Annotated in this window: 28 protein-coding genes and 1 tRNA gene; 28 read left to right on the forward strand and 1 reads right to left on the reverse strand. The window is 37.0% G+C overall.

The genetic code is table 11. The annotated features are described in order from the left end of the window. The first annotated feature begins 9 nt into the window (after positions 1-9). The 19 genes from OL233_RS06875 (at position 10) to proS (ending at position 17,163) form a co-directional block, all read left to right on the forward strand. Positions 10-1,431: a glycoside hydrolase family 1 protein gene (locus tag OL233_RS06875; RefSeq protein ID WP_275471600.1), complete on the forward strand. Its 1,422-nt coding sequence runs from the start codon at positions 10-12 to the stop codon at positions 1,429-1,431. 130 nt (positions 1,432-1,561) lie between these two features. Further along, on the forward strand, positions 1,562-2,200 hold the full coding sequence (gene pnuC, locus OL233_RS06880; RefSeq protein ID WP_275471601.1) for a nicotinamide riboside transporter PnuC: 639 nt from the start codon (positions 1,562-1,564) through the stop codon (positions 2,198-2,200). A 173-nt stretch (positions 2,201-2,373) separates the two neighbouring features. Next, positions 2,374-2,814, forward strand: coding sequence for a fatty acid biosynthesis transcriptional regulator FabT (gene fabT, locus OL233_RS06885; protein WP_275471602.1), 441 nt, complete (start codon positions 2,374-2,376; stop codon positions 2,812-2,814). 12 nt (positions 2,815-2,826) lie between these two features. Further along, on the forward strand, positions 2,827-3,813 hold the full coding sequence (locus OL233_RS06890) for a beta-ketoacyl-ACP synthase 3 (protein ID WP_275471603.1): 987 nt from the start codon (positions 2,827-2,829) through the stop codon (positions 3,811-3,813). Positions 3,814-3,869: 56 nt separating this feature from the next. Next, on the forward strand, positions 3,870-4,103 hold the full coding sequence (locus tag OL233_RS06895; RefSeq protein ID WP_275471604.1) for an acyl carrier protein: 234 nt from the start codon (positions 3,870-3,872) through the stop codon (positions 4,101-4,103). A 77-nt stretch (positions 4,104-4,180) separates the two neighbouring features. Further along, on the forward strand, positions 4,181-5,131 hold the full coding sequence (gene fabK / locus OL233_RS06900) for an enoyl-[acyl-carrier-protein] reductase FabK (protein WP_275471605.1): 951 nt from the start codon (positions 4,181-4,183) through the stop codon (positions 5,129-5,131). A 16-nt stretch (positions 5,132-5,147) separates the two neighbouring features. Then, positions 5,148-6,104, forward strand: a complete 957-nt coding sequence (fabD, locus tag OL233_RS06905; protein WP_275471606.1) for an ACP S-malonyltransferase — start codon at positions 5,148-5,150, stop codon at positions 6,102-6,104. Beyond that, a complete protein-coding gene (gene fabG / locus OL233_RS06910) occupies positions 6,097-6,822 on the forward strand; it encodes a 3-oxoacyl-[acyl-carrier-protein] reductase (protein ID WP_275471607.1) in 726 nt (241 codons plus the stop codon). Before fabD ends, fabG begins: the two co-directional genes overlap by 8 nt. A 44-nt stretch (positions 6,823-6,866) precedes the next feature. Next, positions 6,867-8,105 carry a beta-ketoacyl-ACP synthase II gene (fabF, locus tag OL233_RS06915; protein ID WP_275471608.1) on the forward strand — a complete coding sequence of 413 codons (1,239 nt, stop codon included), beginning with the start codon at positions 6,867-6,869 and terminating at the stop codon, positions 8,103-8,105. Further along, positions 8,106-8,573, forward strand: a complete 468-nt coding sequence (locus tag OL233_RS06920) for an acetyl-CoA carboxylase biotin carboxyl carrier protein (RefSeq protein WP_275471609.1) — start codon at positions 8,106-8,108, stop codon at positions 8,571-8,573. A 23-nt stretch (positions 8,574-8,596) separates the two neighbouring features. After that, positions 8,597-9,034, forward strand: a complete 438-nt coding sequence (fabZ, locus tag OL233_RS06925) for a 3-hydroxyacyl-ACP dehydratase FabZ (protein ID WP_437184411.1) — start codon at positions 8,597-8,599, stop codon at positions 9,032-9,034. Further along, a complete protein-coding gene (gene accC / locus OL233_RS06930) occupies positions 9,034-10,392 on the forward strand; it encodes an acetyl-CoA carboxylase biotin carboxylase subunit (RefSeq protein WP_275471611.1) in 1,359 nt (452 codons plus the stop codon). Before fabZ ends, accC begins: the two co-directional genes overlap by 1 nt. Before the next feature lie 26 nt (positions 10,393-10,418). Beyond that, complete coding sequence (gene accD, locus OL233_RS06935) at positions 10,419-11,294, forward strand: acetyl-CoA carboxylase, carboxyltransferase subunit beta (protein ID WP_275471612.1); 876 nt, start codon at positions 10,419-10,421, stop codon at positions 11,292-11,294. Beyond that, positions 11,287-12,075 carry an acetyl-CoA carboxylase carboxyl transferase subunit alpha gene (gene accA, locus OL233_RS06940; RefSeq protein WP_275471613.1) on the forward strand — a complete coding sequence of 263 codons (789 nt, stop codon included), beginning with the start codon at positions 11,287-11,289 and terminating at the stop codon, positions 12,073-12,075. The genes accD and accA overlap by 8 nt, the downstream gene beginning before the upstream one ends. Before the next feature lie 21 nt (positions 12,076-12,096). Then, positions 12,097-12,888 (forward strand): biotin--[acetyl-CoA-carboxylase] ligase, encoded by a 792-nt coding sequence (locus tag OL233_RS06945; RefSeq protein WP_275471614.1) that lies wholly within the window; start codon positions 12,097-12,099, stop codon positions 12,886-12,888. Further along, the gene (locus tag OL233_RS06950) at positions 12,885-13,385 is read left to right on the forward strand and encodes a biotin transporter BioY (protein ID WP_275471615.1); all 501 of its coding nucleotides are present in this window, start codon (positions 12,885-12,887) and stop codon (positions 13,383-13,385) included. Before OL233_RS06945 ends, OL233_RS06950 begins: the two co-directional genes overlap by 4 nt. A gap of 104 nt (positions 13,386-13,489) precedes the next feature. Then, on the forward strand, positions 13,490-14,680 hold the full coding sequence (locus OL233_RS06955; RefSeq protein ID WP_275471616.1) for a GNAT family N-acetyltransferase: 1,191 nt from the start codon (positions 13,490-13,492) through the stop codon (positions 14,678-14,680). A gap of 169 nt (positions 14,681-14,849) precedes the next feature. Then, complete coding sequence (locus OL233_RS06960; RefSeq protein ID WP_275471617.1) at positions 14,850-15,296, forward strand: hypothetical protein; 447 nt, start codon at positions 14,850-14,852, stop codon at positions 15,294-15,296. A gap of 427 nt (positions 15,297-15,723) precedes the next feature. Further along, positions 15,724-17,163, forward strand: coding sequence for a proline--tRNA ligase (gene proS, locus OL233_RS06965; protein ID WP_275471618.1), 1,440 nt, complete (start codon positions 15,724-15,726; stop codon positions 17,161-17,163). A gap of 292 nt (positions 17,164-17,455) precedes the next feature. On the opposite strand, the gene OL233_RS06970 is transcribed toward proS, so the two are convergent. Next, positions 17,456-17,552 (reverse strand) — tRNA-Sec (locus tag OL233_RS06970). Positions 17,553-17,759: 207 nt separating this feature from the next. On the opposite strand from OL233_RS06970, the gene prdC reads away from it, so the two are divergent. The 9 genes from prdC to OL233_RS07010 all read left to right on the forward strand — a co-directional run bounded on the left by prdC (position 17,760) and on the right by OL233_RS07010 (position 25,323). Continuing rightward, positions 17,760-19,046, forward strand: coding sequence for a proline reductase-associated electron transfer protein PrdC (gene prdC / locus OL233_RS06975; RefSeq protein WP_275471619.1), 1,287 nt, complete (start codon positions 17,760-17,762; stop codon positions 19,044-19,046). A gap of 57 nt (positions 19,047-19,103) precedes the next feature. Beyond that, complete coding sequence (gene prdA, locus OL233_RS06980; RefSeq protein ID WP_275471620.1) at positions 19,104-20,993, forward strand: D-proline reductase (dithiol) proprotein PrdA; 1,890 nt, start codon at positions 19,104-19,106, stop codon at positions 20,991-20,993. A gap of 24 nt (positions 20,994-21,017) precedes the next feature. Beyond that, the gene (locus tag OL233_RS06985) at positions 21,018-21,320 is read left to right on the forward strand and encodes a CBO2463/CBO2479 domain-containing protein (protein ID WP_126830311.1); all 303 of its coding nucleotides are present in this window, start codon (positions 21,018-21,020) and stop codon (positions 21,318-21,320) included. Beyond that, the gene (locus OL233_RS11470) at positions 21,321-21,773 is read left to right on the forward strand and encodes a glycine/sarcosine/betaine reductase selenoprotein B family protein (protein WP_245977897.1); all 453 of its coding nucleotides are present in this window, start codon (positions 21,321-21,323) and stop codon (positions 21,771-21,773) included. Between the two features lie 21 nt (positions 21,774-21,794). Further along, positions 21,795-22,046 carry a hypothetical protein gene (locus OL233_RS11475; RefSeq protein ID WP_496197725.1) on the forward strand — a complete coding sequence of 84 codons (252 nt, stop codon included), beginning with the start codon at positions 21,795-21,797 and terminating at the stop codon, positions 22,044-22,046. An 84-nt stretch (positions 22,047-22,130) separates the two neighbouring features. Further along, the gene (gene prdD / locus OL233_RS06995; protein ID WP_275471622.1) at positions 22,131-22,874 is read left to right on the forward strand and encodes a proline reductase cluster protein PrdD; all 744 of its coding nucleotides are present in this window, start codon (positions 22,131-22,133) and stop codon (positions 22,872-22,874) included. A 22-nt stretch (positions 22,875-22,896) separates the two neighbouring features. Next, positions 22,897-23,376 (forward strand): glycine/sarcosine/betaine reductase component B subunit, encoded by a 480-nt coding sequence (locus OL233_RS07000; protein ID WP_275471623.1) that lies wholly within the window; start codon positions 22,897-22,899, stop codon positions 23,374-23,376. Between the two features lie 24 nt (positions 23,377-23,400). Next, entirely contained in the window at positions 23,401-24,414 is a 1,014-nt protein-coding gene (locus tag OL233_RS07005) for a proline racemase family protein (protein WP_275471624.1), read from the forward strand. 30 nt (positions 24,415-24,444) lie between these two features. After that, positions 24,445-25,323, forward strand: coding sequence for a sulfite exporter TauE/SafE family protein (locus tag OL233_RS07010; protein ID WP_275471625.1), 879 nt, complete (start codon positions 24,445-24,447; stop codon positions 25,321-25,323). Positions 25,324-25,351 lie beyond the last annotated feature (28 nt).

Below are 25,351 nucleotides of genomic sequence, written 5' to 3' on the forward strand. Positions count from 1 at the left end.
GAATTTATTATGACAACAAATGTAAAATTTCCAAAAGGCTTTTTATGGGGTGGCGCTACGGCTGCTAACCAGTGTGAAGGGGCATATAATGTAGATGGCAAAGGCTTAACTATTGCAGACATTTCACCAGGTGGAAAACAACGTTTAGGGTTATTAATGTCCGGAGATTTACCGTTAGAGATTAATGAAGAGAAATACGCATACCCAAACCATGCAGGGATTGATTTTTATAATCGTTATGAAGAAGATATTGCTTTATTTGCAGAAATGGGATTTAAAACATTCCGTATGTCAATTTCATGGGCTCGTATTTTCCCAAATGGTGATGATCAAACACCTAACGAAGCAGGACTGGCTCACTATGATAAAGTAATTGATACTTTGTTAAAATATAATATCGAACCAACTATTACAATGTCACATTACGAAACACCTCTTAATTTAGTGAAAAATTACGGTGGTTGGAAAAATCGTGAGTTGATTGGTTTATTTGAAAAATATGCACGTACGATTTTAGAAAGATACCATACTAAAGTAAACTACTGGATGACGTTTAATGAAATTAATACAGGAGTATTCGGTTCATTTTTCAGTACAGCGATGAGAAATGCGACAGAGCAAGATAATTTCCAAGCTTTACATAATCAGTTTGTTGCAAGTTCTCTAGCAACGAAAATAGCTCATGAGTTAAATCCTGAACTTAAAGTAGGCTGTATGAGTATCTATGCAACAATGTATGCGTACGACTGTAATCCGGACACAGTCATGGCCAAAGAAAAACAAAATCGTTTATTCAACTACTTCTGTAATGATATTCAAGTTCGTGGAGAATACCCTAGTTATGCTTTAGCATACTTCAAAGAAAAAGGAATTGACCTAGAGATTGCAGAAGGTGAGTTAGAGTTACTGAAGGCCCATACTGTAGATTATTTATCATTTAGTTACTATATGTCATCAGCGTTCAGTACAGATCCTGAATTAACAAAATCATCAGGAAACTTCTTCGGTGGTACTAAAAATCCATTCTTAAAAGCAAGTGAATGGGGATGGGAAATTGACCCAGTTGGCTTAAGAATTGCCTTAAATGATTTATACGGACGTTACGGTGTTCCATTATACATCTCTGAAAATGGGTTAGGTGCGATTGATAAAGTTGAAGCTGATGGTAGTATTAATGATACATACCGTATTGACTATTTAGAAAAACATATTACAGAAATGGGTAAAGCAATCAATGAAGATGGTGTTGATTTAATTGCCTACACACCATGGGGCTGTATCGATTTAGTAAGTGCCTCTACAGGTGAAATGAGTAAACGTTATGGATTTATCTATGTTGATTTAGATGATGAAGGGAACGGTACGATGGCACGTTCTAAGAAAGCATCATTTGATTGGTATAAAGAAGTAATTAGTAAAAATGGTTTATAAATAAATGAAAAAGAAGAGATACTGTTCAGTATCTCTTCTTTTTATGTAATGCGCTTTCAAAAAGTGATTGTACTCCTTAAAAAAATGTGTTCTAATAATAGATGGTAAAAAAAGTTTTATAGGAGGTTTTATGGTTAAGGATAAAAGTTTATTTTGGTTAGCAGCAATGTATCTTATTCAAACAATCACGTGGACAGTTTTAGGAGTGTCAGATCCTCTGCAGATGGTCGCTACGTTTATGGCACTTACATGTGTCTTTCTAATCGCAAAAGGGAATAAATGGAATTTTGTTTTAGGCTTTATTAGTAGTTTTGTCTTCATGCTATCTGCCTGGAATAATGGTATAAAGGGTGAAGCACTTGTTCAGCTAGGGTATATTGTATTTGATGTTTTTGGTATTTATATGTGGTATCGTTTTGGTAAAGAATATGATGCTGAGGATAAGACAAGTGCACTCTCTGTCAAAGAAGTTACGGGTGCAGTTATCGGTTCAGCTCTTATTTTTATAGTATTACTCTCAACAGTCTCTAATTCTTGGGTCGATGCAACGGCAGGTGCCGTAGGGCTTCTTGCCATGTATTTTACAGCTCGAAAATATAAATATGCTTTTGTGGCTTGGGTTGCAGCAAATGTCTTCCAAGTAGCCGTATGGATGAGTCTACATCATAATGATGGGTTTGCTACAGGTGTGATGTACTTTGTATTTCTTGCCAATTCGTTATATGGCCTATATTTATGGGTATTTAAAAAAGAACAAGTACGCGATTAAACTACTCAAATTTGAGTAGTTTTTTTTATTTTGGTCAAATTCTTAATATTTTGTGAATATAGTTTGATAATCAAAGTATTTTTGTTTAAAGTATTGCTTTTTTTATTTTGCTGTTTTATACTTCGTTTATCAAATAGTTTGATAATCAAAGTAATTAAAAAGGAGGCGACGTGATGGATAAAAGAATCGCACAGGTAAATGATTATCTGGTAGCGGTGTTTAACGATATTTTATCAATCGAAGAGTCAGAGTTACAGTCAGGTCAGTTTTCAGACATTTCAGTAAAAGAGATGCACACGATTGAAGCTATTGGTTTACATGATACTAAAACATCAAGTGAAGTAGCGGAAAAGTTATCGATAACTGTGGGCACATTGACTGTGGCCATTAATAATTTAGTTAAAAAAGACTATGTTGAGCGTGTAAGAACAGATGAAGACCGTCGTGTTGTTCGCTTGAAATTGACGAATAAAGGACGATTATTTTACCGTGCACATGCACAATTCCATAAAAATATGGTAGAGGCTGCGTTATCAGATATGAGTGAGGAAGAACAAGACGCGATCTCCAAAGGATTGAAAAATCTTCATGCTTTTTTACAGAGACATTATTAAGAGGAGCATTCTATGCTTAAAAGAAAGACGATACTATCTATACAAGGGGCAGCAAAGGCATTACCGAGTAGAAGAGTAAGCAATCATGATTTAATGCAACATTTGGATACAACAGATGAGTGGATTGTATCACGTACAGGGATTAAGAATCGTTACGTTGTTACAGATGAAACGACGGCAAGCTTGTCTGTTGATGTGGCTAAACAACTTATAGAGACACATAACTTATTGCCAGAAACACTTGATTTTATTATCGTAGCAACAATGACACCTGATTTTGCAACACCATCTGTAGCGGCATTAGTTCAACGAGACATAAAGGCTGTCAATGCCATGGTTCTAGATGTCAGTGCGGCGTGTTCTGGTTTTGTATCGGCGCTTTCTGTCGCTGAAAAATATCTTGTGAGTAGAACGTATAAGAAAGGCCTAGTTATTGGTGCTGATTGTATGTCTAAGCTCATTGATTGGCAAGACCGGAGTACGGCTGTATTGTTTGGTGACGGGGCAGCAGGTGTTCTAGTAGAAGCCACTGACACTAAATCATCGTATGATTATATCGAATCTTTAAAAGGAGTCGGTGAAATGGCGGATTCTTTAATAGGAGGAGAGCAAGTAAATACAAGTCTGTATGCAATGAATAAACATACACTTACACCGTATTTAACTATGAACGGACGAGATATTTTTGATTTTGTTAGCAGGACCGTTTCAAAAGCTATTAAAGAGTTACCTTCAGATGAGCTGAGTTCATTTGAGTATGTGGTTGCTCATCAAGCGAATTTGAGATTACTGTCTACGTTAAGTAAAAATACAGGTATTTCAAGTGACAAATTCTTAACAAATATTGAGCACTATGGGAATACATCAGCAGCATCTATCCCAATTTTATTAGCGGATAAGATAGAAGATGGTACATTAAAATTAGGGAGTAATCAAAAAGTATTATTGGCTGGTTTTGGTGGAGGCCTTTCTTTTGGTCTGATGTCTGTACAACTCTAAAACAGAATTAACTATAAAAAAATAAAATAATTTAAAACCTTTAGGAGGAATTTAACATGTCAAGTTTCAATAAAATTCAAGAGATTATTATCGATCAATTAGGAAAAGAAGAAAATGAGGTTACGTTAACAACAAGTTTTAAAGAAGGGTTAGAAGCAGATAGCTTAGATGTTTTCCAAATCATTAATGATATCGAAGATGAATTTGATGTTAAATTTGAATCGGATGATGACTTCAGTACCGTTGGTGATGTGGTTACTTTTGTAGATGAACAATTGAAAACTAAATAATAACGTATAAAAAAGTAGCGTCAAACACATGTGTTGATGACTGCTTTTTTATTAAAACTAAAATTGAGGAGAAAAGAATGAAACGATCAAAAATATGTAAAATGTTGAATATAAAATACCCTATTTTTCAAGGCGCAATGGCATGGGTTGCTAAGGCAGAACTCGCAAGTGCAGTATCTAATGCAGGTGGTCTAGGAATCATTGCATCTGGTCATGCTCCAGCCGAATTTGTCAAAAGCCAAATTGAACAAGCGAAAGCATTAACTGATAAGCCCTTTGGTGTCAATATCATGTTACTCTCTCCTCATGTTGATGAAGTAGTCGAAGTGGTGTGTCAGTCTGGGGTGAAAGTAGTAACAACAGGAGCTGGGTCACCAGCTAAATACATGTCTCAATTTAAGGAAGCGAATATTACAGTTATTCCAGTAGTGGCTTCAGTTGCATTAGCGAGAAGAATGGAACGAGACGGAGCAGATGCGGTAATTGTTGAAGGCATGGAGGCCGGTGGCCATATCGGGAAACTTACAACCTTAGCTCTAGTACCACAAGTAGTCGATGCGGTTTCGATTCCTGTTATTTCTGCAGGTGGTATAGGCGATGGAAGAGGTGTAGCAGCGGCCTTTATGTTAGGTGTCGATGCCGTTCAACTTGGAACAAGATTTTTAGTATCAAAAGAAACAGATATTCATTCAAATTATAAAGAAGCAGTGTTAAAAGCGCGTGATATTGATACAGCTATCACTGGATTATCAACGGGACATCCCGTTAGAGGAATTAGAAATAAATTAACACGTCAGTATGATACGGCTGAGCGGGAAGAATTAAAGAAAGAGCAACCGGATTGGGATCGTTTAGAAGATCTAGGAAAAGGAGCTCTAAAAAGAGCCGTAGTTGATGGCGATACGGAAAACAGTTCGATGATGGCTGGACAAATCGCCGGTCTTGTAAACAAGAGAAATCAGACTTGCCAAGAAATTGTTGACGAGTTGGTAGAAGAGTATTATGCCGCAATAAAACGGGCACAATAGTTAAGGAGGGACAAAATTGGCTATAGCATTTGTCTTTAGTGGTCAAGGCTCACAATATATTGGAATGGGAAAGGAACTCTATGATACTTTTCCAATAGTTAAATCAGTTGTAGATGAAGCATCACGTCTATTAAAAATCGATATGACTAAGCTTTGTTTTGAAGAAAATAACAAATTAAACGAAACAGCGTATACGCAACCTGCAATTTTAACGATAAGTGTTGCGATTTCTAAGTTATTAATAGAAAAGTTTGAAATTAAACCAGACTACCTAGCTGGATTGAGTTTGGGAGAATACAGCGCACTAGTGGTAAACGGCTCGTTATCATTCGAAGAAGCACTTTGTCTTGTGAGGAAAAGAGGAACCTTTATGGAGGAGGCTTTTCCGAGCGGACAAGGGGGAATGTGTGCTGTTATGGGATTAGATAGCACTGAGATAGAGCGTATCTGTGAAGAAATCACGAAAGAAAAAAGAGGGCTCGTTAGACCGGCTAATTATAATATGCCAAATCAAACTGTTATTTCAGGAGAGATAGAGGCATTAGAGTTAGCAAAAAAGCGTTTGACTCAAGCAGGAGCCAGAAAACTAATTCCTTTAAATGTTAGTGGTCCTTTCCACACAGAGTTGCTAGAACCTGCAGCTCAATTATTAGAAAATGAATGTAACTTTTTAAATTTGAAAACTGGAAATTATCCTATCGTTGCCAATGTAACGGGGGAACTAATTTCTTTAGATAGTGATATAAAACAATTATTAGTGACACAAGTGAAATCACCTGTCTTGTGGCAAAAATCAGTAGAGACATTGTACGAAAAGGGTGTGACAACTTTTATAGAAGTAGGACCAGGTCGCAGTTTAAGTACTTTTATAAGAAAAATAGTAAAACAGGCGACTACCTTCAACGTAGAGGATTTAAAATCGTTAGAAAAAGTCAGGATAAACTTAACGACAGAGGAGAAAAAGGATGTCTAAAAATAAAGTTGTGATTGTTACGGGAAGCACGCGCGGTATTGGAAAAGCATTAGCTGAAGCATTTTTAAAAGAAGGGCATTCCGTTGTAATCAATGGCCGTGGTAAGGAAGCTCCAGAATGGCTAGCAGATTATCAAGAAACCAGTTATTACATCTCTGGTAATGTTTCAAAGCTAGAAGAAGCAATGAGCGTAATCAACAAAACAGTTGAGCATTTTGGACGATTAGATGTCTTAATAAATAATGCAGGAATCACGCGTGACACGTTGTTAATGCGTATGACAGAAGAAGATTTTGAGGAGGTGTTGTCGATAAATTTAACAGGTACATTTAATACCATTAAAGCAAGCAACAAAATTTTCTTAAAACAAAGAAATGGTCATATTATAAATATCGCAAGTGTTGTGGGTCAACTTGGTAATGCAGGTCAAGCAAATTATGCGGCAAGCAAGGCTGGTGTTATTGGTTTAACAAAATCAGTTGCTAGAGAATTAGCCAGCCGCAATATTTATTGTAATGCGATCGCACCAGGTTTTATTTCGACGGAAATGACCGACGTTTTAACTCAAGACCAACAAGAACATGCAAAAACTCAGATCCCATTAAAAACCTTTGGGACGGTAGAAGATGTAGCACAAGCCGCTTTATATTTAGCTAACCAAACATACGTAACAGGACAAGTCTTAAACGTTGATGGTGGTATGGTAATGAACGGCTAACTAACCAGTTCGGTAAGAAAATTGGAATAAGGAGAAAATAAGTCATGAGAAGAGTAGTTGTAACTGGGTTAGGAGCGATTACCCCTTTAGGAAATACAGTAGAAGAATTTTGGAATAATGTAAAACAAGGAAAGTTAGGAATAGGTCCTATCACACGATTTGATGCAAGTGAAACAGGGATTTCAGTAGCAGCAGAAGTTAAAGATTTCGACCCCATTCAATACATGGAAAAAAAAGCAACCAAACGAATGGATCTTTTTTCAATCTATGGTGTTTCAGCTGCCCTACAAGCAATGCAAGACAGTAACTTGACAGTAGAGGCTATTGACCCGGAGCGATTAGGCGTTATTGCAAGTTCGGGTATTGGTGGTATGACCACAATTCAAGAACAAGTTATTAAGATGTCTACTAAAGGACCACAACGTGTAGCACCGTTATTTGTTCCGATGGCGATAGGGAATATGGTTGCTGGAAATATCTCTTATTATATTGGTGCAAAAGGAATTTCTACTTCAATTGTTACGGCGTGTGCATCTGGTACTAATGCAATCGGCGAAGCTTATCGAACAATCAAACACGGGTATGCAGATGCTATAGTAGCTGGTGGAGCTGAAGCGACGATTTGTGAAATTGGGATATCTGGTTTTGGTGCATTAACAGCATTAACAAAAGAAACAGACCCTACAAGAGCCTCTATCCCCTTTGATAAAGATCGTTCAGGTTTTGTTATGGGAGAAGGGGCAGGGATGCTTGTTCTAGAAGAATTAGAGCACGCCTTAGCTCGTAACGCTAAGATTTATGGAGAAGTAGTTGGCTATGGCGCGACAAGTGATGCTTATCATATGACTAGTCCAAATCCAGATGGTTCAGGAGCAGGTCGCGCCATGCAACAAGCTATGGAGGAAGCAAAGATAACAGCAACTGATTTAGATTACATCAATGCACATGGAACAAGCACGCCTAATAATGATTCAGCAGAAACAACGGCTATTAAATTTGCTCTTGGAAAAGAGGCCTCAAATGTAGCTATTTCAAGTACGAAAAGCATGATTGGTCATTTATTAGGTGCAGCAGGAGCAGTTGAGGGCATCGTATGTCTTAAATCCCTTACAGATCAATTTGTGCCCCCAACGTTAGGCTTGAAACATAATGATCCTTTGTGTGACTTGGATTACATACCGAATGAAGGCAGAGAGCAGACCTTAACTTACGCAATGAGTAACTCACTAGGCTTTGGTGGTCATAATGCAGTTTGTCTCTTCAAAAAGTGGGAGGGTCAGTAAGTGAAACATAACGAATTGAAAGACTTAATAACATCTATTGATCATAGTTCTATTAGAGAATTTAATTTTGAAACAAACGATTATAAACTCTACATTAATAAAAATGAAATGACTACCTTATCAAAACCTGAAACAACAGTTGTAAGTGAGGTGGCTCCTAGCGCTGTAGCAAAAGAAAATCAAGACGAGGTAGCGCCACTAGAAGATAAAGTTGTGCCACAGGCTGACGGTGAATATATTACCTCACCGTTAGTTGGGATCGCCTATAGTAGTAGTGATCCTACGAGTCAGCCGTTTAAAAAAGTAGGCGATACGGTTGAGATAGGTGAAACAGTTTGTATTGTCGAATCAATGAAGATAATGAACGATATTCCAAGTCCTTTATCGGGGACTGTATCTAAAGTGTTATTCAGTAATGAAGAGGTTGTAGAGTTCGGTCAACCTTTGTTTGAAATTCAAAGCAATTAACTTAATAAATCTAATCGGAGGATATTAATATGCAATTAAATGTACAAGAAATTATGGAAATCATCCCAAATCGTTACCCTATTATGATGGTTGATAGAGTTTTAGAATTAGAACCAGGTAAGCGTGTGGTTGCTATTAAAAATGTAACCTACAATGAACATTTCTTCCCAGGTCATTTTCCAGGAGAACCTGTTATGCCAGGTGTGCTTATACTAGAAGCACTAGCTCAAACAGGGTCAATTCCATTACTAAAAAGTCCAGAATTTGAAGGTCAAACAGGTTATTTAGGTGGGATTGATAAAGTTAAATTCCGTCAAAAAGTTGTACCTGGAGATGTGTTAAAGATGGAAATGACAATTATTAAACAAAAAGGAAATATTGGTGTCGGTCAAGCGGTTGCTTATGTTGAAGATAAGAAAGTGTGTGAAGCTTTAATGACCTTTATTATTGGGGCGAAATAATGTTTAACAAAGTACTTATTGCTAATAGAGGAGAAATAGCCGTTAGAATTATCAGGGCTTGCCAAGAGATGGGGATTGCAACCGTAGCGGTTTACTCTGAAGTAGATCGCTATGCGCTACATGTCGAATTAGCAGATGAGGCAGTCTGTATTGGCCCTGCTCACGCTAGTGATTCTTATTTAAATCAACAGCAGCTTTTAAGTGCAGCTGTTTTAACTGGTGCAGAAGCGATTCACCCTGGCTTTGGTTTTTTATCAGAAAACAGTACGTTTGCCGCTATGTGTCAAGACTGTCAGATTGCATTTATTGGTCCTAAGCATGAGACTATCGAATTGATGGGGAATAAAATCAACGCTAGAAAGACAATGATAGATGCAGGTGTTCCAGTGATTCCAGGTAGTGATGGTAAAATTGCTACGCTAGCTGAAGCGAAACAAATTGCTGAAACTATTGGTTATCCTTTAATGATAAAGGCTGCTGCAGGTGGCGGTGGAAAAGGTATTAGAAAAGTATTAAATCAAGAAGAGTTAACAAGCCAATTTCAAAGCGCTCAGCAAGAAGCTTTGTCAGCATTTGGGAATGATGATATGTACATCGAAAAAATAATTTACCCAGCCAGACATATTGAAGTCCAAATTTTAGGGGATCAGTGCGGGACTATTATTCATTTAGGAGAACGCGATTGCTCTCTACAACGTCATAATCAAAAAGTATTAGAAACAGCACCAGCTATAGATTTACCTGAGGAAGCACGAACAGATATTTGTCAGTCGGCTGTTATGGCAGCTAACGCTGTGCATTATGAGAATGCTGGAACAATAGAATTTTTAGTAGACGAACATGACAATTTTTATTTTATGGAAATGAATACTAGGATTCAAGTGGAGCATCCTGTTACGGAAATGATTACAGGAGTCGATATTGTAAAAAAACAAATTGAGATTGCTTATGGCATGCCTTTAATGCTTAGTCAATCTGATATATTAGTTGAAGGATTTAGTGTTGAATGCCGCATCAATGCTGAAGACCCTAGCTTTAATTTTGCACCTGTGCCAGGACGTCTTACTCATCTTCATTTACCAAGTGGTGGCATGGGGCTTAGAGTAGAAAGTGCGATGTATTCAGGATGTGATATTTCACCTTATTATGATTCTATGGTTGCGAAAATCATTACGCATGGCAAGACCAAACTAGAGGCTTTCTCTAAGATGCAACGAGCTTTATCAGAACTGAGAGTAGAAGAAATTGTCACAAATAAACAATTTCAACTTGATCTAATTGCCAATCAGAGTGTTTTGGATGGCCATTATGATACAAGCTTCTTAGAAGAAAAATTTTTACCTCAATGGTTTGATTAGTTAACAGTTAGGAGGTGTAACTGCCTATGGGATTATTTAAAAAAAAGAGACAGTACATACCGATTGCCTCGAAACAACCATTGGATACACACATACCAAAACCGAGTGTGCCTAATGATATGTGGGTTCAGTGTGAGTCATGTAGAAAAGCAATTTATGTTAAAAGTATAACGGCTCATCATTTATGTCCGCACTGTGATTTCGCCTTTAAATTAGGAGCAAAAGATCGACTAAACCTAATTTGTGATGTGGGGACATTTAAAGAATTAGACAGTACGATTATGGGGCAGGATAAACTAAACTTTCCAGGCTATCAAGAAAAAATCTGTGGGGAACAAGTCAAAAGTGGCTTAACCGAAGCAGTTGTGACAGGGAAAGCAAAGATTAATGCTCACCCCGTTATGATTGCTGTTATGGATAGTCATTTTATGATGGGAAGTATGGGTCAAGCCGTTGGCGAGAAGATTACGCGTTTATTTGAATATGCCACGGAAAAGCGCTTGCCTGTTGTTATTTTTACTGCATCAGGTGGTGCCCGTATGCAAGAAGGTATTATCTCGCTTATGCAAATGGCTAAAATTACAAATGCCGTTAAGAGACATAGTAATCAAGGATTATTTTATTTAACAGTCTTAACAGACCCGACAATGGGCGGTGTGACCGCTAGTTTTGCAATGGATGGTGATATTATTTTAGCAGAACCTAATGCTCGTATTGGTTTTGCAGGTGCACGCGTAATTGAACAAACAATTCAACAAAAGCTGCCAGATGATTTCCAACGTGCTGAATTTTTATTAGATCACGGTTTTATTGATAAAATTGTACCACGAAAAGAATTGAAGGATACGATAGGTGTATTTCTGCAATTTCATTGCCAGGGTGAGGAGGGTATTGATGGTTAAAAAAAGTCCTAATGAAATCGTGATGATCGCAAGACAACTCTCTCGCTTAAGTCCACTCGATTACATCGATACTATTTTCGATGATTTTATTGAATGTCATGGAGATCGGTTCTTTGGTGATGATCAAGCTTTAATTGGTGGATTAGCCTATCTTAATAAACAACCTGTAACGATTTTAGCGATTCAAAAGGGCCGTGATTTACAGGAAAATATGAAGCGTAATTTTGGTTCACCACATCCTGAGGGTTATCAAAAAGCGTATCGTTTGATGAAACAAGCAGAAAAATTTAATAGACCGGTGATAACCTTTATTAATACGCCAGGAGCTTTTTGTGGCATTGAAGCAGAAGAGAGAGGGGCCGGTGCTGCTATAGCGAAGTGTTTAATGGCATTAAGTGACTTAACTGTTCCTACTATTGCTATTTTCACTGGTGAAGGAGGAAGTGGTGGGGCGCTAGCTCTTGCTTTAACAGATCGAATTATCATGCTAGAGCATAGTATCTACTCCATTTTATCTCCAGAAGGTTTTGCTTCTATTTTATGGAAAGACGCAAGTCGTACAAAAGAAGCGGCAGATTTAATGAAATTAACAGCTGGTGAATTAAAAGAATTAGGTGTTGTAGACAAGGTTGTGTTAGAAACGAACAAGGACATACCATTAGCTTCAAATTATATTATGGCTAACTTGAAAAGAACAGTTGTTAAGGAATTAAGCGTCCTACAAACTTTATCTTTGGAAGACTTACATGAGCAGCGCTATGCTAAATATCGTAAATTTTAATTAGGGATGTGACATAAAAAGATGATTAAAAACGTAATGATTGAAGATGAGTTGTTTTATTTTGAACATCTTAGTGAGGTGACATCTACTAATACCGTAGCAAAACAATATAAAATTAGAGATACCTCTAAAAACTGGTTGATTGTATCTGACTGTCAAACAGCAGGTTATGGTAGGTTTGGTCGACATTTTTATTCGCCCAAAGAATCTGGAATTTATTTTACCTTTACGTTGCCTTCGAGGTTTAATATAACCGAAAATGATTGTTTGACCTTTTTAGCAGCTCTTGCAATAGCAACGGAAATAGAAGAAAGAACCTCTAAGTCACCTGCAATAAAGTGGGTGAATGATATTTATTTACACGGTAAGAAAGTAGCTGGTATTTTAGCAGAGAGCACTTTTTTTCCAGTAGGAAACCAGAATTTAATGGTTGGCATTGGTATTAATATAAGTCGTAGTGAAACAGAAAAAGAACCGCACGACCTACACAATAAAAGAGGCTTTGTGTATGAAGAAACGAAAGAGTTAACAGTAGAAGATAAAAAAGAATGGGCTGTTTCGATTGTAAGGCGGATACTAGCGATGGTTGAAGATAAAAAGACATCAGATTATCTAAAAACGTATCAATCTAAATGCTTAACTTTGAATAAAAAAATCTCTTGGAAAAAAAATGGAGAAACAATGGTAGGAAGAGCACAAAAATTGACGGCGTATGGTCAGTTAGTTGTGAGCATGGAAAATAATAGAGTTGAAATCCTTAATCACGGGGATACAAGTATTTTAGCATGTGAAAAAGAGGAAGTATTGCGATGATAAGACAATTGCCTAAAGTTGCTTTATTAGGTGCACTATCTTTTGTGAGTGGGTATTTATCATTATCAATGGGACCTGTTCCACTAACACTTCAAACACTAATTGTGCTTTTATCAGGAATAATCCTATCTCCTAGAGAAGCTGCATGGTCGCAGGTGATACATATCCTGTTGAAGTTTTTAACAATGGGAGTTGGTATAGTTATCTTGCCCAGTTTTGGTTTTCTTTTGAGCTTCCCACTAATAGCAAGTCTACTTTCTTGGTATTACCGTAGACACCGTGAGCAATCGAAAGCTTTAGTCAGCGGTATAATTGCTGTAAGTTTGTTATCTTACGTTATAGGCCTAAGCTATATGTGGCTTATATTGGTTAAAATACAAGGGCAAACCTTTACAATAGGTCAACTAATACAAATGGGTATGCTAGTATTTATTCCAGGTGATGTAGTCAAAGGGATAGTAGCTTATCGTATTACTAAAAGAATTAAGATTAAATAATTAAAAAACTACTCAATTCGGGTAGTTTTTTTTAGGTTTAAATTTGCGAACAAAAAGGATAAACGTTAAACTAGAGTGACTAATAATAAAAAGAGGTGTTTAGTATGACCATCAAAAAATTTAATTCAGAACATGACCAACAACAATTTTTAAACTTAAATTCTTATGCATTCAATTATACAAGAACAGCAGAGCATGATAAGCGCTCATTAGACATGATGAAGCATTGTGATTTATGGGGAGCTTTTGATGAGGATCACCTAACAAGTCAGATTATGGTTTTACCCTATAGAGCTAAAATTGGGACTCAAGACGTTAAAATGGCAGGAATAGGCAGTGTCGCAACTTATCCTGAAAACCGAGGGAATGGTGGAATCAGAGCTTTATTTAAAGACATCTTCAAAGAACTGGAAGAAAAAGAAGTTCCGCTCTCTTATCTAGCCCCTTTTAGCCAACCTTTTTATCGTAAATTTGGCTATGAAACAGTATTTGAAACAATATCAGGAACATTAACTCGAGAGACAGTAACCCAATTACCTTTTACAAGCGAAGGAAGCATAAAACGTGTCGATAAAAATGCCCCTGAGTGGCGAGACGTTTTGAAAAAACTATATAGCGAAACATTAGGAAAAGACTTTGGCGCCGTAGTACGTGATGATTGGTGGTGGGAAGCCAAACTGACTCGTAAAATAGATGAAGTAGCCATTGTTTTTGATAATTTGGAAGAACCAGTGGGCTATTTAATGTATAAAATGGAAGGCTCTCAATTTATCATTAAAGAACTAGCTTATAAAACAAAACAAGCACTCTATAAATTAAATGGCTTTATTTCGTCTCACAGTGGGACGTTTGAAACATTCCATTACACTGCAAGTTTGTTAGAAAAAATGACCTTATTATTCCCAGAATGTCGCGTACTAGAACAAAAAATTGAGCAAGATATGATGGTTAAAATCGTGTTGTTTGATAAGTTCATGGCAGCCTATCCGTTTAATCCAACTGCTAATTTATCTGTCTCTTTAGCTATCGAGGATAATTCGAGCGACTATAACAATGGGACATGGCAATTAACCATTAAAAATGGAGAAGCTAGTTGCCAAAAGCTTTCCAATGATCTGTTAGAAACTGCTGATTTTTCTGGGCCTATTCAAAAATGGACGCAAGTATTTATGGGACACTCTAAGTTTAACAGTCACATTTTCTTAGAATACATAACCGTAAACTCAAAAGAAAAAGTCCAAGAACTAGGGGATTCAATACCAAACGTAACACCGTGCTTGTATGACTATTTCTAAAACTAAAGTCCTCTAATGAGAACCTAAAATAACAAAGCAAATCATGTTCATTTACTAGTGTAGGGTATTTAATGTATGAATTTAAATTGATACTGTAAAAACGATTTCTTTTATTTTATAATTAGAGTAAAGTTATAAGTCTTAAGTGTATTGGAAAGGATTTTGTCTCATGTACGATGTTGTTCAATTTATTTCAATAGATGAATTAACGTTATCTGAAGATAGGTATCGTCAGTTTGCTAGTGCACCGAAAAAGAAAGTAGACTACAAACATACACCAGGATTTTGGCCTCCTCCAGATGATGGTTTAGATGGATTGGATGGACATGAAGGAAAAAAAGGTCGTTCTGGACGTGAGGGACGACAGGGTAGAAAAGGGACTGGTGGCGATGTAGGTCATATGGGTAAGACTGGAAAACAGATTAATCTAGTTGATTTTTTTATCCCAGACAATAAAACATCTAAAATTAATAAATTACTTGAAGAAAAGTTAGAAATAGAATTTACATTATCCTTTTTCGTATTAGCAATAACAATAGCAGGTGTTTCGATATCAATGATTAAGAAAAAACCACGTGGGCATATTATTCATAAAGGACAAAAAAAGAGACGGTAATTTTATCGTCTCTTTTTTTGTGAAATAATAGAATGAAAGCCTTTACTCATGATAGTGAATTAGGTTCACATAGTATTTATAAAAGTTAAAAATTAATGATAAAAATGTCTGATAACTTATTTTTTTGCCATTAAATTGCTTGACTTTTAAAAAAAAGAGTCTATACTCGTAATCAAGCAAGACATTTGGATTAGTAAAGGACAACACACACAGAGATGAGATTGAGTGCTGAGAAATCTCAAGACGGACCTTGAACCTACCAAATTTTAAAACGTGTGTAATGCATGTTCGGTTTGATACCGTTAAGATCGTATGAGACGTAAAGCAATGCTTTGAAAAAGGGTGGTACCGCCGGTTATTCCGGTCCCTTATCAAAGTGTTGCTTTTTTGTTTTTATAAAATAAAAAATGATTAAGGATGTGGCAGTATGTCAAAAGAATTTGTTAAAGAAATTACAACACGCGATGAAGATTTCGCCCAATGGTATACGGATATTGTATTAAAAGCAGAACTATGTGACTACTCTAGTGTAAAGGGCTGTATGGTTCTTCGTCCTACTGGATATGCCTTATGGGAAAACATTCAAAAAATTGTAGATGAAAGACTTAAAAAAACAGAACATGAAAATGTGATGATGCCAATGCTGATTCCTGAGCATTTATTATTAAAAGAAGCAGAACACGTGGAAGGCTTCGCACCAGAAGTTGCTTGGGTAACGCATGGTGGTAACAACGAACTTCAAGAACGTCTAGCGATTCGTCCGACTTCAGAAGTGATGTTTGCAGAACACTTCAAAAACGTGATTCATTCATATAGAGATCTACCTAAATTATATAACCAATGGGTGAGTGTTGTTCGTTGGGAAAAAAATACACGTCCGTTCCTTAGAACGACAGAATTTTTCTGGCAAGAAGGTCATACATGCCATAACGGGTATGAAGATGCTGACCGAGAGGCACGTGAGATTTTAGAAATGTATAAAGATGTTTGCGAAAACATCCTAGCAATCCCAGTTGTACGTGGGGTGAAAACTGAAAGTGAGCGTTTTGCTGGTGCAGTTCATACTTACACAAATGAAACACTTATGTATGATGGAAAGGCACTGCAAATCACGACTTCTCACCATTTAGGTCAAAACTTCAGTTCAGCTTTTGATATCACGTTCTTAAATAAAGAAGGTAAAAAAGAAGCTGTACATCAGACATCTTGGGCAATTACAACCCGCTCTATTGGTGGAATGATTATGGTTCACGGTGATGATCGTGGATTAGTAATGCCTCCTCGTATTGCACCAACACAAATTATGATTGTGCCAATTGCTCAACATAAAGAGGGTGTGTTAGATAAAGCTTTTGATTTAAAAGAACAGCTATTAGCTGATTTCAAAGTTAAAGTAGATGATTCAGATAAACAACCTGGGTGGAAATTTAACGATTGCGAAATGAAAGGTATTCCAGTTCGTATTGAAATTGGTCCTCGTGATATCGAAAATGGTGAAGTTGTAGTTGTTCGTCGCGATACGCTAGAAAAAGTGACAATGGCATTAGATGAGTCACTAAACGAAAATATTGCTACTCTTATGGATAAGATCCATGACAATATGTTTGAACAAGCTAAAAAACGTGCCGATGATAAAACACTCGAAACAGAAGATAAAGACGAGTTTGCTGCACATATTAAAGAAGGTGGTTTTGCAATCTCACCTTGGTGTGGCGAAGAAAGTTGTGAAGAGAAAATTAAAGAAGATACAATGGCAACGTCTCGCTGTATGAGTTTTGAAAACTTAGATAAAGACATGTCAGGCAAAAAATGTATCTGCTGTGGTGGTCAAGCGAAACACTTGGTTCACTGGGCAAGAGCATATTAATAAAACGTGTGTGTCATAACCTTAATAGCGAGTTGTCGAATTCTTGCTTCTAATTGGTGATACTATATATGTTGGCTAATATAGCAACGAAAACACCTTCCCAAATACGGGAGGGTGTTTTTTTATATACTATAGTAGAAACTCATTAATCTGTTATTTTTCATGAAACATATTGTTAATGTTTGCACAACATATATGTATATATTGTGAAATGTTTCTATAACAAAAGAAAGCTTTCATGATAAAAGAAAAAAGCTACTGAAAATTTTCAGTAGCTTTTTGATAGTTTAATTGGCGGGAAAGTGTGGGAATCGAACCCACCCAAGAAGCTCTTAACTCCTCATACTGGTTTTGAAGACCAGAGGGAACACCAGAACCCATCCATTCCCAAATGTTTTAACACATAAAAATATAACATAGCTCTAAACACAATGCAAGAAAATAATGGGATATTTTTTTGATGAATTTATCTCACAAAAAGATTGTGAAATGTATTGCAATTATATTGTGAAGATGTTATCATTCTGTTGTAGTGAGGGAGATATTCTAATTGAACTTACTTTGAAAGTCACTCTATATATAAGGAGGTGAAAAAAATGACAAGTCTAATGATTTCATTAAAACAACACGTTGGAGCCCCGTGCGAACCGATTGTATCAGTTGGTGACGAGGTAAAAAGAGGACAATTAATTGCTAAACCGCAAGGATTAGGTGCTAATATTCACGCAAGTGTTAACGGAAAAGTTGTAGCAATCACAGATCAAGGTGTTCAAATTGAACAAATTGGTGAATTTACAACAGATTTCATGAAAATCCCTGAGACAGCAACAAAACTTGAAGCAATTGAAGCAGCAGGTATTGTAGGAGCTGGTGGTGCAGGTTTCCCGACACATGTAAAATTAAGTACTAAAATTCCTGGTGGTTATATTTTAGCCAATGCAGCTGAATGTGAACCATTACTTTCGCATAACGTGGAACAAATGGAAACTCATCCTGAAACTGTTATTGACGGTTTGATTCATTGTTTAGATATTACAGAAGCAAAAGCAGCATATATCGCAATCAAACCTAAAAATAAAAAAGCAATGATCGCCTTGAGTAAAGCAGCTAAAAAAGATGACCGTATTCAACTTAAGTATTTATCAGATATGTACCCTGCTGGTGATGAACGAGTGATTGTACGTGAAATCCTAGGTATTACGCTTGAACCTGGTGAATTACCACTTAAAGCTAATGCTGTAGTTGTCAACGTGGAAACACTTAAACACATTTCAGAAGCGATTGACCTTAGAAAACCCGTAATTGATAAAGATTTAACAGTAGGTGGCCGTGTGGTAGATGAATTAAAAGTATTCATGAATCAACCGATTGGCTTACCATTAAAACACTTTATCGATGAAGCTGGTGGGTACATTCATCCCCACGGTGAGATCGTTGTTGGCGGACCATTCACTGGTCAAAGTGGCTCAGAAGACACACCTGTTACTAAAACAACTGGTGGTGCTTTAGTTGCTATGCCATATCCAAACGACAAACGTAAAGTAGGTATCCTAATTTGCGAATGTGGTGCTGGTAGAGAACGATTACACGAAATTGCTGAAGGTATGGGCGCAGAGGTAGTCTCTGAACAAATGTGTAAACGTATGGTTGAAGTAAATGGAAGATATAGATGTAGCTTACCAGGCATTTGCCCGGGACAAGCTGAGAAAGTACTCGCTATGAAGAAAGACGGCGCAGAAACTGTTCTTGCTGGTACATGCCAGGATTGAACAAACACCGTCATGGGTGTAGCTCCTAGGTTAGGAGTTCCAGTTTATCACAGTACCGATCACGTTTTACGCGGAGCAAGCCACAAGCTATACAGAAGACTTCCATCGAACTAAGATTAATCAATTAGAAACAAAAAAATTCGATAAAAACTAATAGGAGGTTTTGACAATATGTCAATTACTGTAGAAACAGCTAAAGAGCATGCGAAAGATCCAGCGGTATTGTGTTGTCGCGCAGAAGGTGGTATCGTAATCGAACCATCAAACTTAGAAGATCCAGCTTTATTCGATGATTTAATCGATTCAGGTTTACTAACATTACCTGAAGATACATTAACAATTGAGGAAGTTTTAGGTGCTAAATTAACTAAAACAACGGACGCTCTTGTTCCGTTAACTCCATCAATCGTAGACGGCATTGTAAAAGCAGAAACTGAAGAGACAGTTGAAGTTAAAGAAAAAGCAGTTAGTGAAGCAGTAGCGACACCAGCAGCTCCAGTTGCACCAGTAGCAGTAGCTAACGGTCAAGTTCTTAAAATTCAAATTGCTGAAGGTAAAGGAATTAACTTAGAAATTCCAATGCCACAAGCAGCACCAGTCGCTCCAGTTGCAAGCGGAGTTGTACCTGCTCAAGCAGCCGCAGAAGTACAAACAACAACAGCTCCAATGGCTACAGAACCTGAAGTTAAAGAAACAGTAGTTCGTAGCTTAATCAAGAAATATTACAAAATCAACAAAGTAGAGTTTGCTGAAGAAACTAAAATCGAAGGGAATACATTATATTTACGTAACCCTAAAGAAATTTGTGACGAAGCAATTGCTTTACACGAACTTGTTGAAGACATGAGCATGGAAATCATCACACCTGATAACTATAATACTTATAGTGAAACAGTAATGGATGTTCAACCAATTGCTACTAAAGAAGAAGGCGACTTAGGCCATGGTGTTACACGTGTGGTTGATGGCGTTGTTATGATCTTAACTGGTACTGACGCAAACGGCGTTCAAATCGGTGAGTTCGGTTCATCTGAAGGTGAATTAGACAAAAACATCATGTGGAACCGTCCAGGTGCTCCAGATAAAGGCGATATCTTTATCAAAACACAAGTAACAATCAAAGCTGGTACTAACATGGAACGTGTTGGACCATTAGCCGCTCATAAAGCATCAGACTATGTGACTGAAGAAATCCGTAAAGTATTAAAAACAATTGATGATTCAATCGTAGTAAATACTGAAGAAATCGTTCAAAAACGTCGTCATGGTAACAAAAAAGTCCTTATTGTTAAAGAAATTATGGGACAAGGCGCAATGCATGATAACTTAATCATGCCAGTTGAGCCAGTTGGTACTTTAGGCGCGAAACCAAACGTTGACTTAGGTAACTTACCAGTTATCTTAGCACCAACAGAAGTATTAGATGGTGGTATCCATGCGTTAACATGTATTGGACCTGCATCTAAAGAATGTTCTCGTCATTACTTCAGAGAACCTTTAGTTATTGAAGCAATGAATGACCCTGAAATTGATTTAGTAGGTGTGGCATTTGTCGGATCTCCTCAAGCTAACTCAGAGAAATTCTACGTATCAAAACGCTTAGGTATGATGATTGAAGCAATGGACTTAGATGGTGCTATCGTAACAACTGAAGGATTTGGTAATAACCATATCGACTTCGCTTCACATATCGAACAAATCGGTAGTCGTGGCGTTAGTGTTGTAGGTGTTACATATTCAGCAGTCCAAGGTGCATTAGTAGTTGGTAACAAATACATGAACTGTATGGTGGATAATAATAAATCAATGCAAGGTATTGAAAATGAAATTTTAGAAAACAATACATTGTGTGAAGAAGATGCAGTCCGTTCAATGGCTATGTTAAAAACATCAATGGCTGGCGGAGAAATCAAAAAACCTGAACGTAAATGGAATGCAAATGTTAAACAAAATAACATCGATGCAATCGAAAAAGCAACAGGTAGAAAAATTGAATTAGTAGACAATGAACAATCATTACCTAAGAGTAAAAAACGTTTAGAAGTTTACGAAAAAGAATAATAGACGAAGGTAGCTGACAGAACAATGGAAAGATTAAAATATATCTCAACAGAACGAATGTTTGAAGGGATTCTTGTTGAAATCACTGATGGTGGCGTTACAATCGACTTAAAAGGTCGCTTGGGCCAATTCAAAATTCCTAAACGAATGATTATTTCAGAACATGAACTACAAATAGGTCAAGAAGTTGGATTTATGTTATCTTATCCAGAAGTTCTTGATGAAAAACCTAATCAAGAGTATGTAAATGCCCTTGAAGAAAACCAAAGACGTCAAAAAGAAATGCAAGAAAAAAATAAAGAACAACATGTGGAAGGAGAAATTTAGATGACTTTAACATCAATTGAAGGCTTACAATCAGAAATTTTTGTTCCGATTACGCCTAACCCAGTCTTCACTCCAGTAACTAAAGAGTTGAAAGAAATGCGCGTTGCTTTAGCGACAGCTGCAGGGGTTCACTTAAAATCAGACGAACGTTTTAACTTAGCAGGGGATACAGGTTACCGCGAAATTCCAGGTAACGCTCCTAGCGATGATTTAATGGTATCACACGGAGGATATGATAACGGAGACGTAAATAAAGACGTTAACTGCATGTTCCCAATCGACCGTTTAAATGAATTAGCAGCAGAAGGATTTATTAAAGAAGTTGCTCCAATGCACTTTGGCTTTATGGGAGGCGGGGGAGACCAAGATGCGTTTACTAACGTAACTGGTCCAGAAATCGCTGAAAAACTTAAGGCTGAAGAAGTTGACGCAGTTGTCTTAACCGCTGGTTGAGGGACTTGTCATAGAACTGCCGTGATCGTGCAGAGAGCCATTGAAGAAGCTGGAATTCCTACAATTTTAATTGCAGCGTTACCTCCAGTAGTAAGACAAAACGGAACACCTAGATCTGTTGCACCACTTGTACCAATGGGTGCCAACGCTGGGGAACCAAATAACATTGAAATGCAAACTGGTATCTTAAAAGATACTTTAACTCAATTAGTTGAAATTCCAAGTGCAGGTAAAATCGTTTCATTACCATACGAATATATTGCGCACGTGTAATAAAATAACTATCTAATGATGAAAATAAGAGTGGAGAATGTAAGTTGTTACTTCACCACTCTTATTTTTTATAAGGTGAGGATTATGAAAAAAGTTCAAAGAGAATTACGTATTAAAGCGTATCATATGACGTCAGTCGAATTCTCTGAAACAAGTGCAATCAATGAACACACTCTTTCAATACCAACGTCGGTTGACTATGATGACTCACTCTTTGAAGATGTTTCGATTAATATCATTCGTCCAAGAGAGCATGATGTCAAGATCAATACGATTATGGATATTGTTCCTATTTCCACTAAGGTTCTGGGACGTTTAGGTGAAGGAATTACTCACACCTTAACAGGGGCGTATGTCATGATTACAGGTGCAGATACTGACGGTGTCCAAATGCATGAATTTGGTTCTTCAGAAGGTATTTTATCTGAGCAGTTAGTTTTAAATCGAGCTGGCTCACCAGGATCAGATGATTATATTATTCACGTCGACATGATCTTAAAGCCAAATCAAAGCTATACCAGAGAGTTAGCAACTACTATGTTTAAAGTTTCAGATGACTATATTCAACCAATTAGAGAAAAATTAAAACTATTAAATGGTCGAGAAGCCGATGAAGTTCATATTTTTGAAGATAAAGTAAGAGATGGAAAACCTAAAGTTGCTATTGTTAAACAGATAGCAGGCCAAGGTGCGATGTATGATAACCTTTTATTCCCTGGTGAACCAAGCGGGTTTGCAGGAGGGTTATCAATTATTGATTTAAATAACATGCCTGTTTTACTTTCTCCAAATGAATACCGAGACGGTGCCATTCGAGCAATGGTTTAATTTTTTAGAAAGAAGTGAGTTTATGGGAATCGGACCTTCAACAAAAGAAACCTCTTTGCATCATTTTAGAGACCCATTATTAGATGTGGTTGGAAATGATCCAGATGTTGATTTACAAGGGGTCATGTTAATCGGAACACCTCAAGATAATCGTATGAAACACCTTGTGGGCCACCGCGCAGCGGTTTGGTTGGAAGGCATGCGTACAGATGGTGCAATTGTATCAGCTGATGGATGGGGAAATTCAGACGTTGATTTTGCTAATACCCTAGAAGAAATAGGGACAAGAGGCATCAGCGTGGTTGGCATGAAATTTATTGGACAGCAAGCCAAATTTGTCGTCACTAATAAGCATACAGAATTGATGGTAGACATTAATAAGTCTGAAAAAGGGATTGAAACTGAGGTTGTTTGTGAAAACAATCTCAATGTTTTGGATGCTAGAAAAGCTCTAGCATTTTTAAAACTTAAAATCCGAAAAGATCACAGTGAAACTAAATAACCTAAACAATGGGAGGAAAAACTAATGAAATTTTCTAGAATGTTACAAGCGATTGACACACATACAGCAGGGGAAGCAGCTCGTTTAATTACAGGTGGTATTCCATTTATTCCTGGTAAATCAATGGCTGAAAAGAAACAATATTTACTTGACCATAACGATGTTTTAAGAACATCTTTAATGTTAGAGCCACGTGGACATAACGATATGTTTGGGGCATTTATCTTAGCACCAACAATTGATGATGCTGATTTCGGAATTATCTTTATGGATGCAGGAGGTTACTTAAACATGTGTGGACATAACAGTATTGCCGCTGTAACTGCTGCAGTAGAAACTGGTATGGTTAAACCAAGTGGTGAAGAAATCACACCTGTTAACTTAGATACGCCAGCAGGACTTGTTCGTGCTAAAGCCTTTATGAAAGATGATTACAAAGTTGAAAAAGTATCATTTGAAAACGTAGAGTCATTCCTTTATAAAGAAAATCAAACACTTGACGTTGAAGGTGTTGGAACAGTTAAATTCGATATTTCATTCGGTGGTAGTTTCTTCGTTATTATTCATGCAAGTGAATTAGGCTTAGAAATCAAACCTGAAAACGGAACTAAAATTTCTGAAATCGGCATGAAAGTCTTAAATGCTGTTAACGAAAATATTGAAATTCAACATCCAACATTAGAACATATTAAATCAGCTGATTTAATTGAAATTTATGACAAACCAACACATCCAGAAGCGACTCATAAAAATGTTGTAGTCTTCGGTGATGGCCAAATTGACCGTTCACCATGTGGAACTGGTACGTCAGCTAAAGTCGCAACATTATTTGCTAAAGGTGAATTAAAAGTTGGCGAAAGTATTGTTTATGAAAGTATCTTAGGAACATTATTCACTGGTAAAGTAGTGCGTGAAGCTGAATTAGCTGGTTACAATGCAATTATTCCTGAAATTTCTGGTTCTGCTTATATTACTGGATTCAATACGTTCTTATTTGACCCAGAAGATCCATTGTCAGATGGTTTCGTACTAGCATAGGCAGACACATAGAAGAAGGAGTGATTACACATGGTTTTAGCTATTCAAATTATATTAATCGCCTTAGTTGCGTACTTTGCTGCAATCTTTATTAAAGATATTATTGCACATAAAGACAATCTAGGTAGTGGAAATTGGGCAGTAGCCTTTGTTATTGGATTTATTACAGATGCACTTGATACACTAGGAATTGGTAGTTTTGCCCCAACAACATTATTACTAGATGCAACTAAGCAATTAGAAAATGATAGACAGTTACCAGGGACACTTAATGTTGCCCACTCTATTCCGGTTATTGTTGAAGCATTATTATTCTTAACTGTTGTTGAAGTTCAACCTGTGACATTATTTTCATTAGTTATCGCTGCGGCAGTGGGGTCATTATTAGGCTCTAAAATTATCGCTAAAATGCCTGAACGTAAAATTCAGTTCATCATGGGTATTGCGTTAATCGTTACAGCTGTTTTAATGGGTATGAAACAAGTAGGTTGGTTAGACATGTTAGGTACTGATAATACAGCAACAGGTTTGACTGGTATTAAATTAATCATCGGTATTGTAGGTAATGCAGTATTTGGCGCTCTTATGACAGCAGGTGTTGGTCTGTATGCTCCTTGTATGGCTATGGTTTACATGCTAGGTGTTAGCCCAATCGTTGCAATGCCTATTATGATGACAAGTTGTGCGGCTTTAATGCCCGTAGCAAGTCGTGAATTCATTAAAACTGGTAACTACGCACGTAAAGTATCTTTAGGTATTACACTTGGTGGTGTTATCGGGGTTGTCTTAGCAGTTAACTTTGTTAAAGGCTTAGATATGAACATCTTGACTTGGGTTATTATCGCAGTTGTTATCTACACAGGTATCAATATGTTACTTAAATCAAAAAAAGCGCCTAGTGCTGCTTAATTTGGTATAATAATAATTGTTATGGCTC

It is taken from the genome of Vagococcus proximus (assembly GCF_029143285.1).
In the GTDB taxonomy this organism is placed as follows: Bacteria; Bacillota; Bacilli; order Lactobacillales; family Vagococcaceae; genus Vagococcus_D; species Vagococcus_D proximus.

Excerpts from the sequence above, each read along its gene's own strand:
- OL233_RS11470 (WP_245977897.1), top strand. The coding sequence starts at position 21,321 with ATGACTTTAACATCAATTGAAGGCTTACAATCAGAAATTTTTGTTCCG.
- fabT (WP_275471602.1), top strand. The coding sequence starts at position 2,374 with ATGGATAAAAGAATCGCACAGGTAAATGATTATCTGGTAGCGGTGTTT.
- fabG (WP_275471607.1), top strand. The coding sequence starts at position 6,097 with ATGTCTAAAAATAAAGTTGTGATTGTTACGGGAAGCACGCGCGGTATT.
- OL233_RS06950 (WP_275471615.1), top strand. The coding sequence starts at position 12,885 with ATGATAAGACAATTGCCTAAAGTTGCTTTATTAGGTGCACTATCTTTT.
- OL233_RS06945 (WP_275471614.1), top strand. The coding sequence starts at position 12,097 with ATGATTAAAAACGTAATGATTGAAGATGAGTTGTTTTATTTTGAACAT.
- OL233_RS07000 (WP_275471623.1), top strand. The coding sequence starts at position 22,897 with ATGGGAATCGGACCTTCAACAAAAGAAACCTCTTTGCATCATTTTAGA.
- OL233_RS06890 (WP_275471603.1), top strand. The coding sequence starts at position 2,827 with ATGCTTAAAAGAAAGACGATACTATCTATACAAGGGGCAGCAAAGGCA.
- OL233_RS07010 (WP_275471625.1), top strand. The coding sequence starts at position 24,445 with ATGGTTTTAGCTATTCAAATTATATTAATCGCCTTAGTTGCGTACTTT.
- accC (WP_275471611.1), top strand. The coding sequence starts at position 9,034 with ATGTTTAACAAAGTACTTATTGCTAATAGAGGAGAAATAGCCGTTAGA.
- OL233_RS07005 (WP_275471624.1), top strand. The coding sequence starts at position 23,401 with ATGAAATTTTCTAGAATGTTACAAGCGATTGACACACATACAGCAGGG.
- OL233_RS06955 (WP_275471616.1), top strand. The coding sequence starts at position 13,490 with ATGACCATCAAAAAATTTAATTCAGAACATGACCAACAACAATTTTTA.
- fabF (WP_275471608.1), top strand. The coding sequence starts at position 6,867 with ATGAGAAGAGTAGTTGTAACTGGGTTAGGAGCGATTACCCCTTTAGGA.
- OL233_RS06985 (WP_126830311.1), top strand. The coding sequence starts at position 21,018 with ATGGAAAGATTAAAATATATCTCAACAGAACGAATGTTTGAAGGGATT.
- fabK (WP_275471605.1), top strand. The coding sequence starts at position 4,181 with ATGAAACGATCAAAAATATGTAAAATGTTGAATATAAAATACCCTATT.
- accD (WP_275471612.1), top strand. The coding sequence starts at position 10,419 with ATGGGATTATTTAAAAAAAAGAGACAGTACATACCGATTGCCTCGAAA.
- prdD (WP_275471622.1), top strand. The coding sequence starts at position 22,131 with ATGAAAAAAGTTCAAAGAGAATTACGTATTAAAGCGTATCATATGACG.
- pnuC (WP_275471601.1), top strand. The coding sequence starts at position 1,562 with ATGGTTAAGGATAAAAGTTTATTTTGGTTAGCAGCAATGTATCTTATT.
- prdA (WP_275471620.1), top strand. The coding sequence starts at position 19,104 with ATGTCAATTACTGTAGAAACAGCTAAAGAGCATGCGAAAGATCCAGCG.
- proS (WP_275471618.1), top strand. The coding sequence starts at position 15,724 with ATGTCAAAAGAATTTGTTAAAGAAATTACAACACGCGATGAAGATTTC.
- OL233_RS06960 (WP_275471617.1), top strand. The coding sequence starts at position 14,850 with ATGTACGATGTTGTTCAATTTATTTCAATAGATGAATTAACGTTATCT.
- accA (WP_275471613.1), top strand. The coding sequence starts at position 11,287 with ATGGTTAAAAAAAGTCCTAATGAAATCGTGATGATCGCAAGACAACTC.
- OL233_RS06875 (WP_275471600.1), top strand. The coding sequence starts at position 10 with ATGACAACAAATGTAAAATTTCCAAAAGGCTTTTTATGGGGTGGCGCT.
- OL233_RS06895 (WP_275471604.1), top strand. The coding sequence starts at position 3,870 with ATGTCAAGTTTCAATAAAATTCAAGAGATTATTATCGATCAATTAGGA.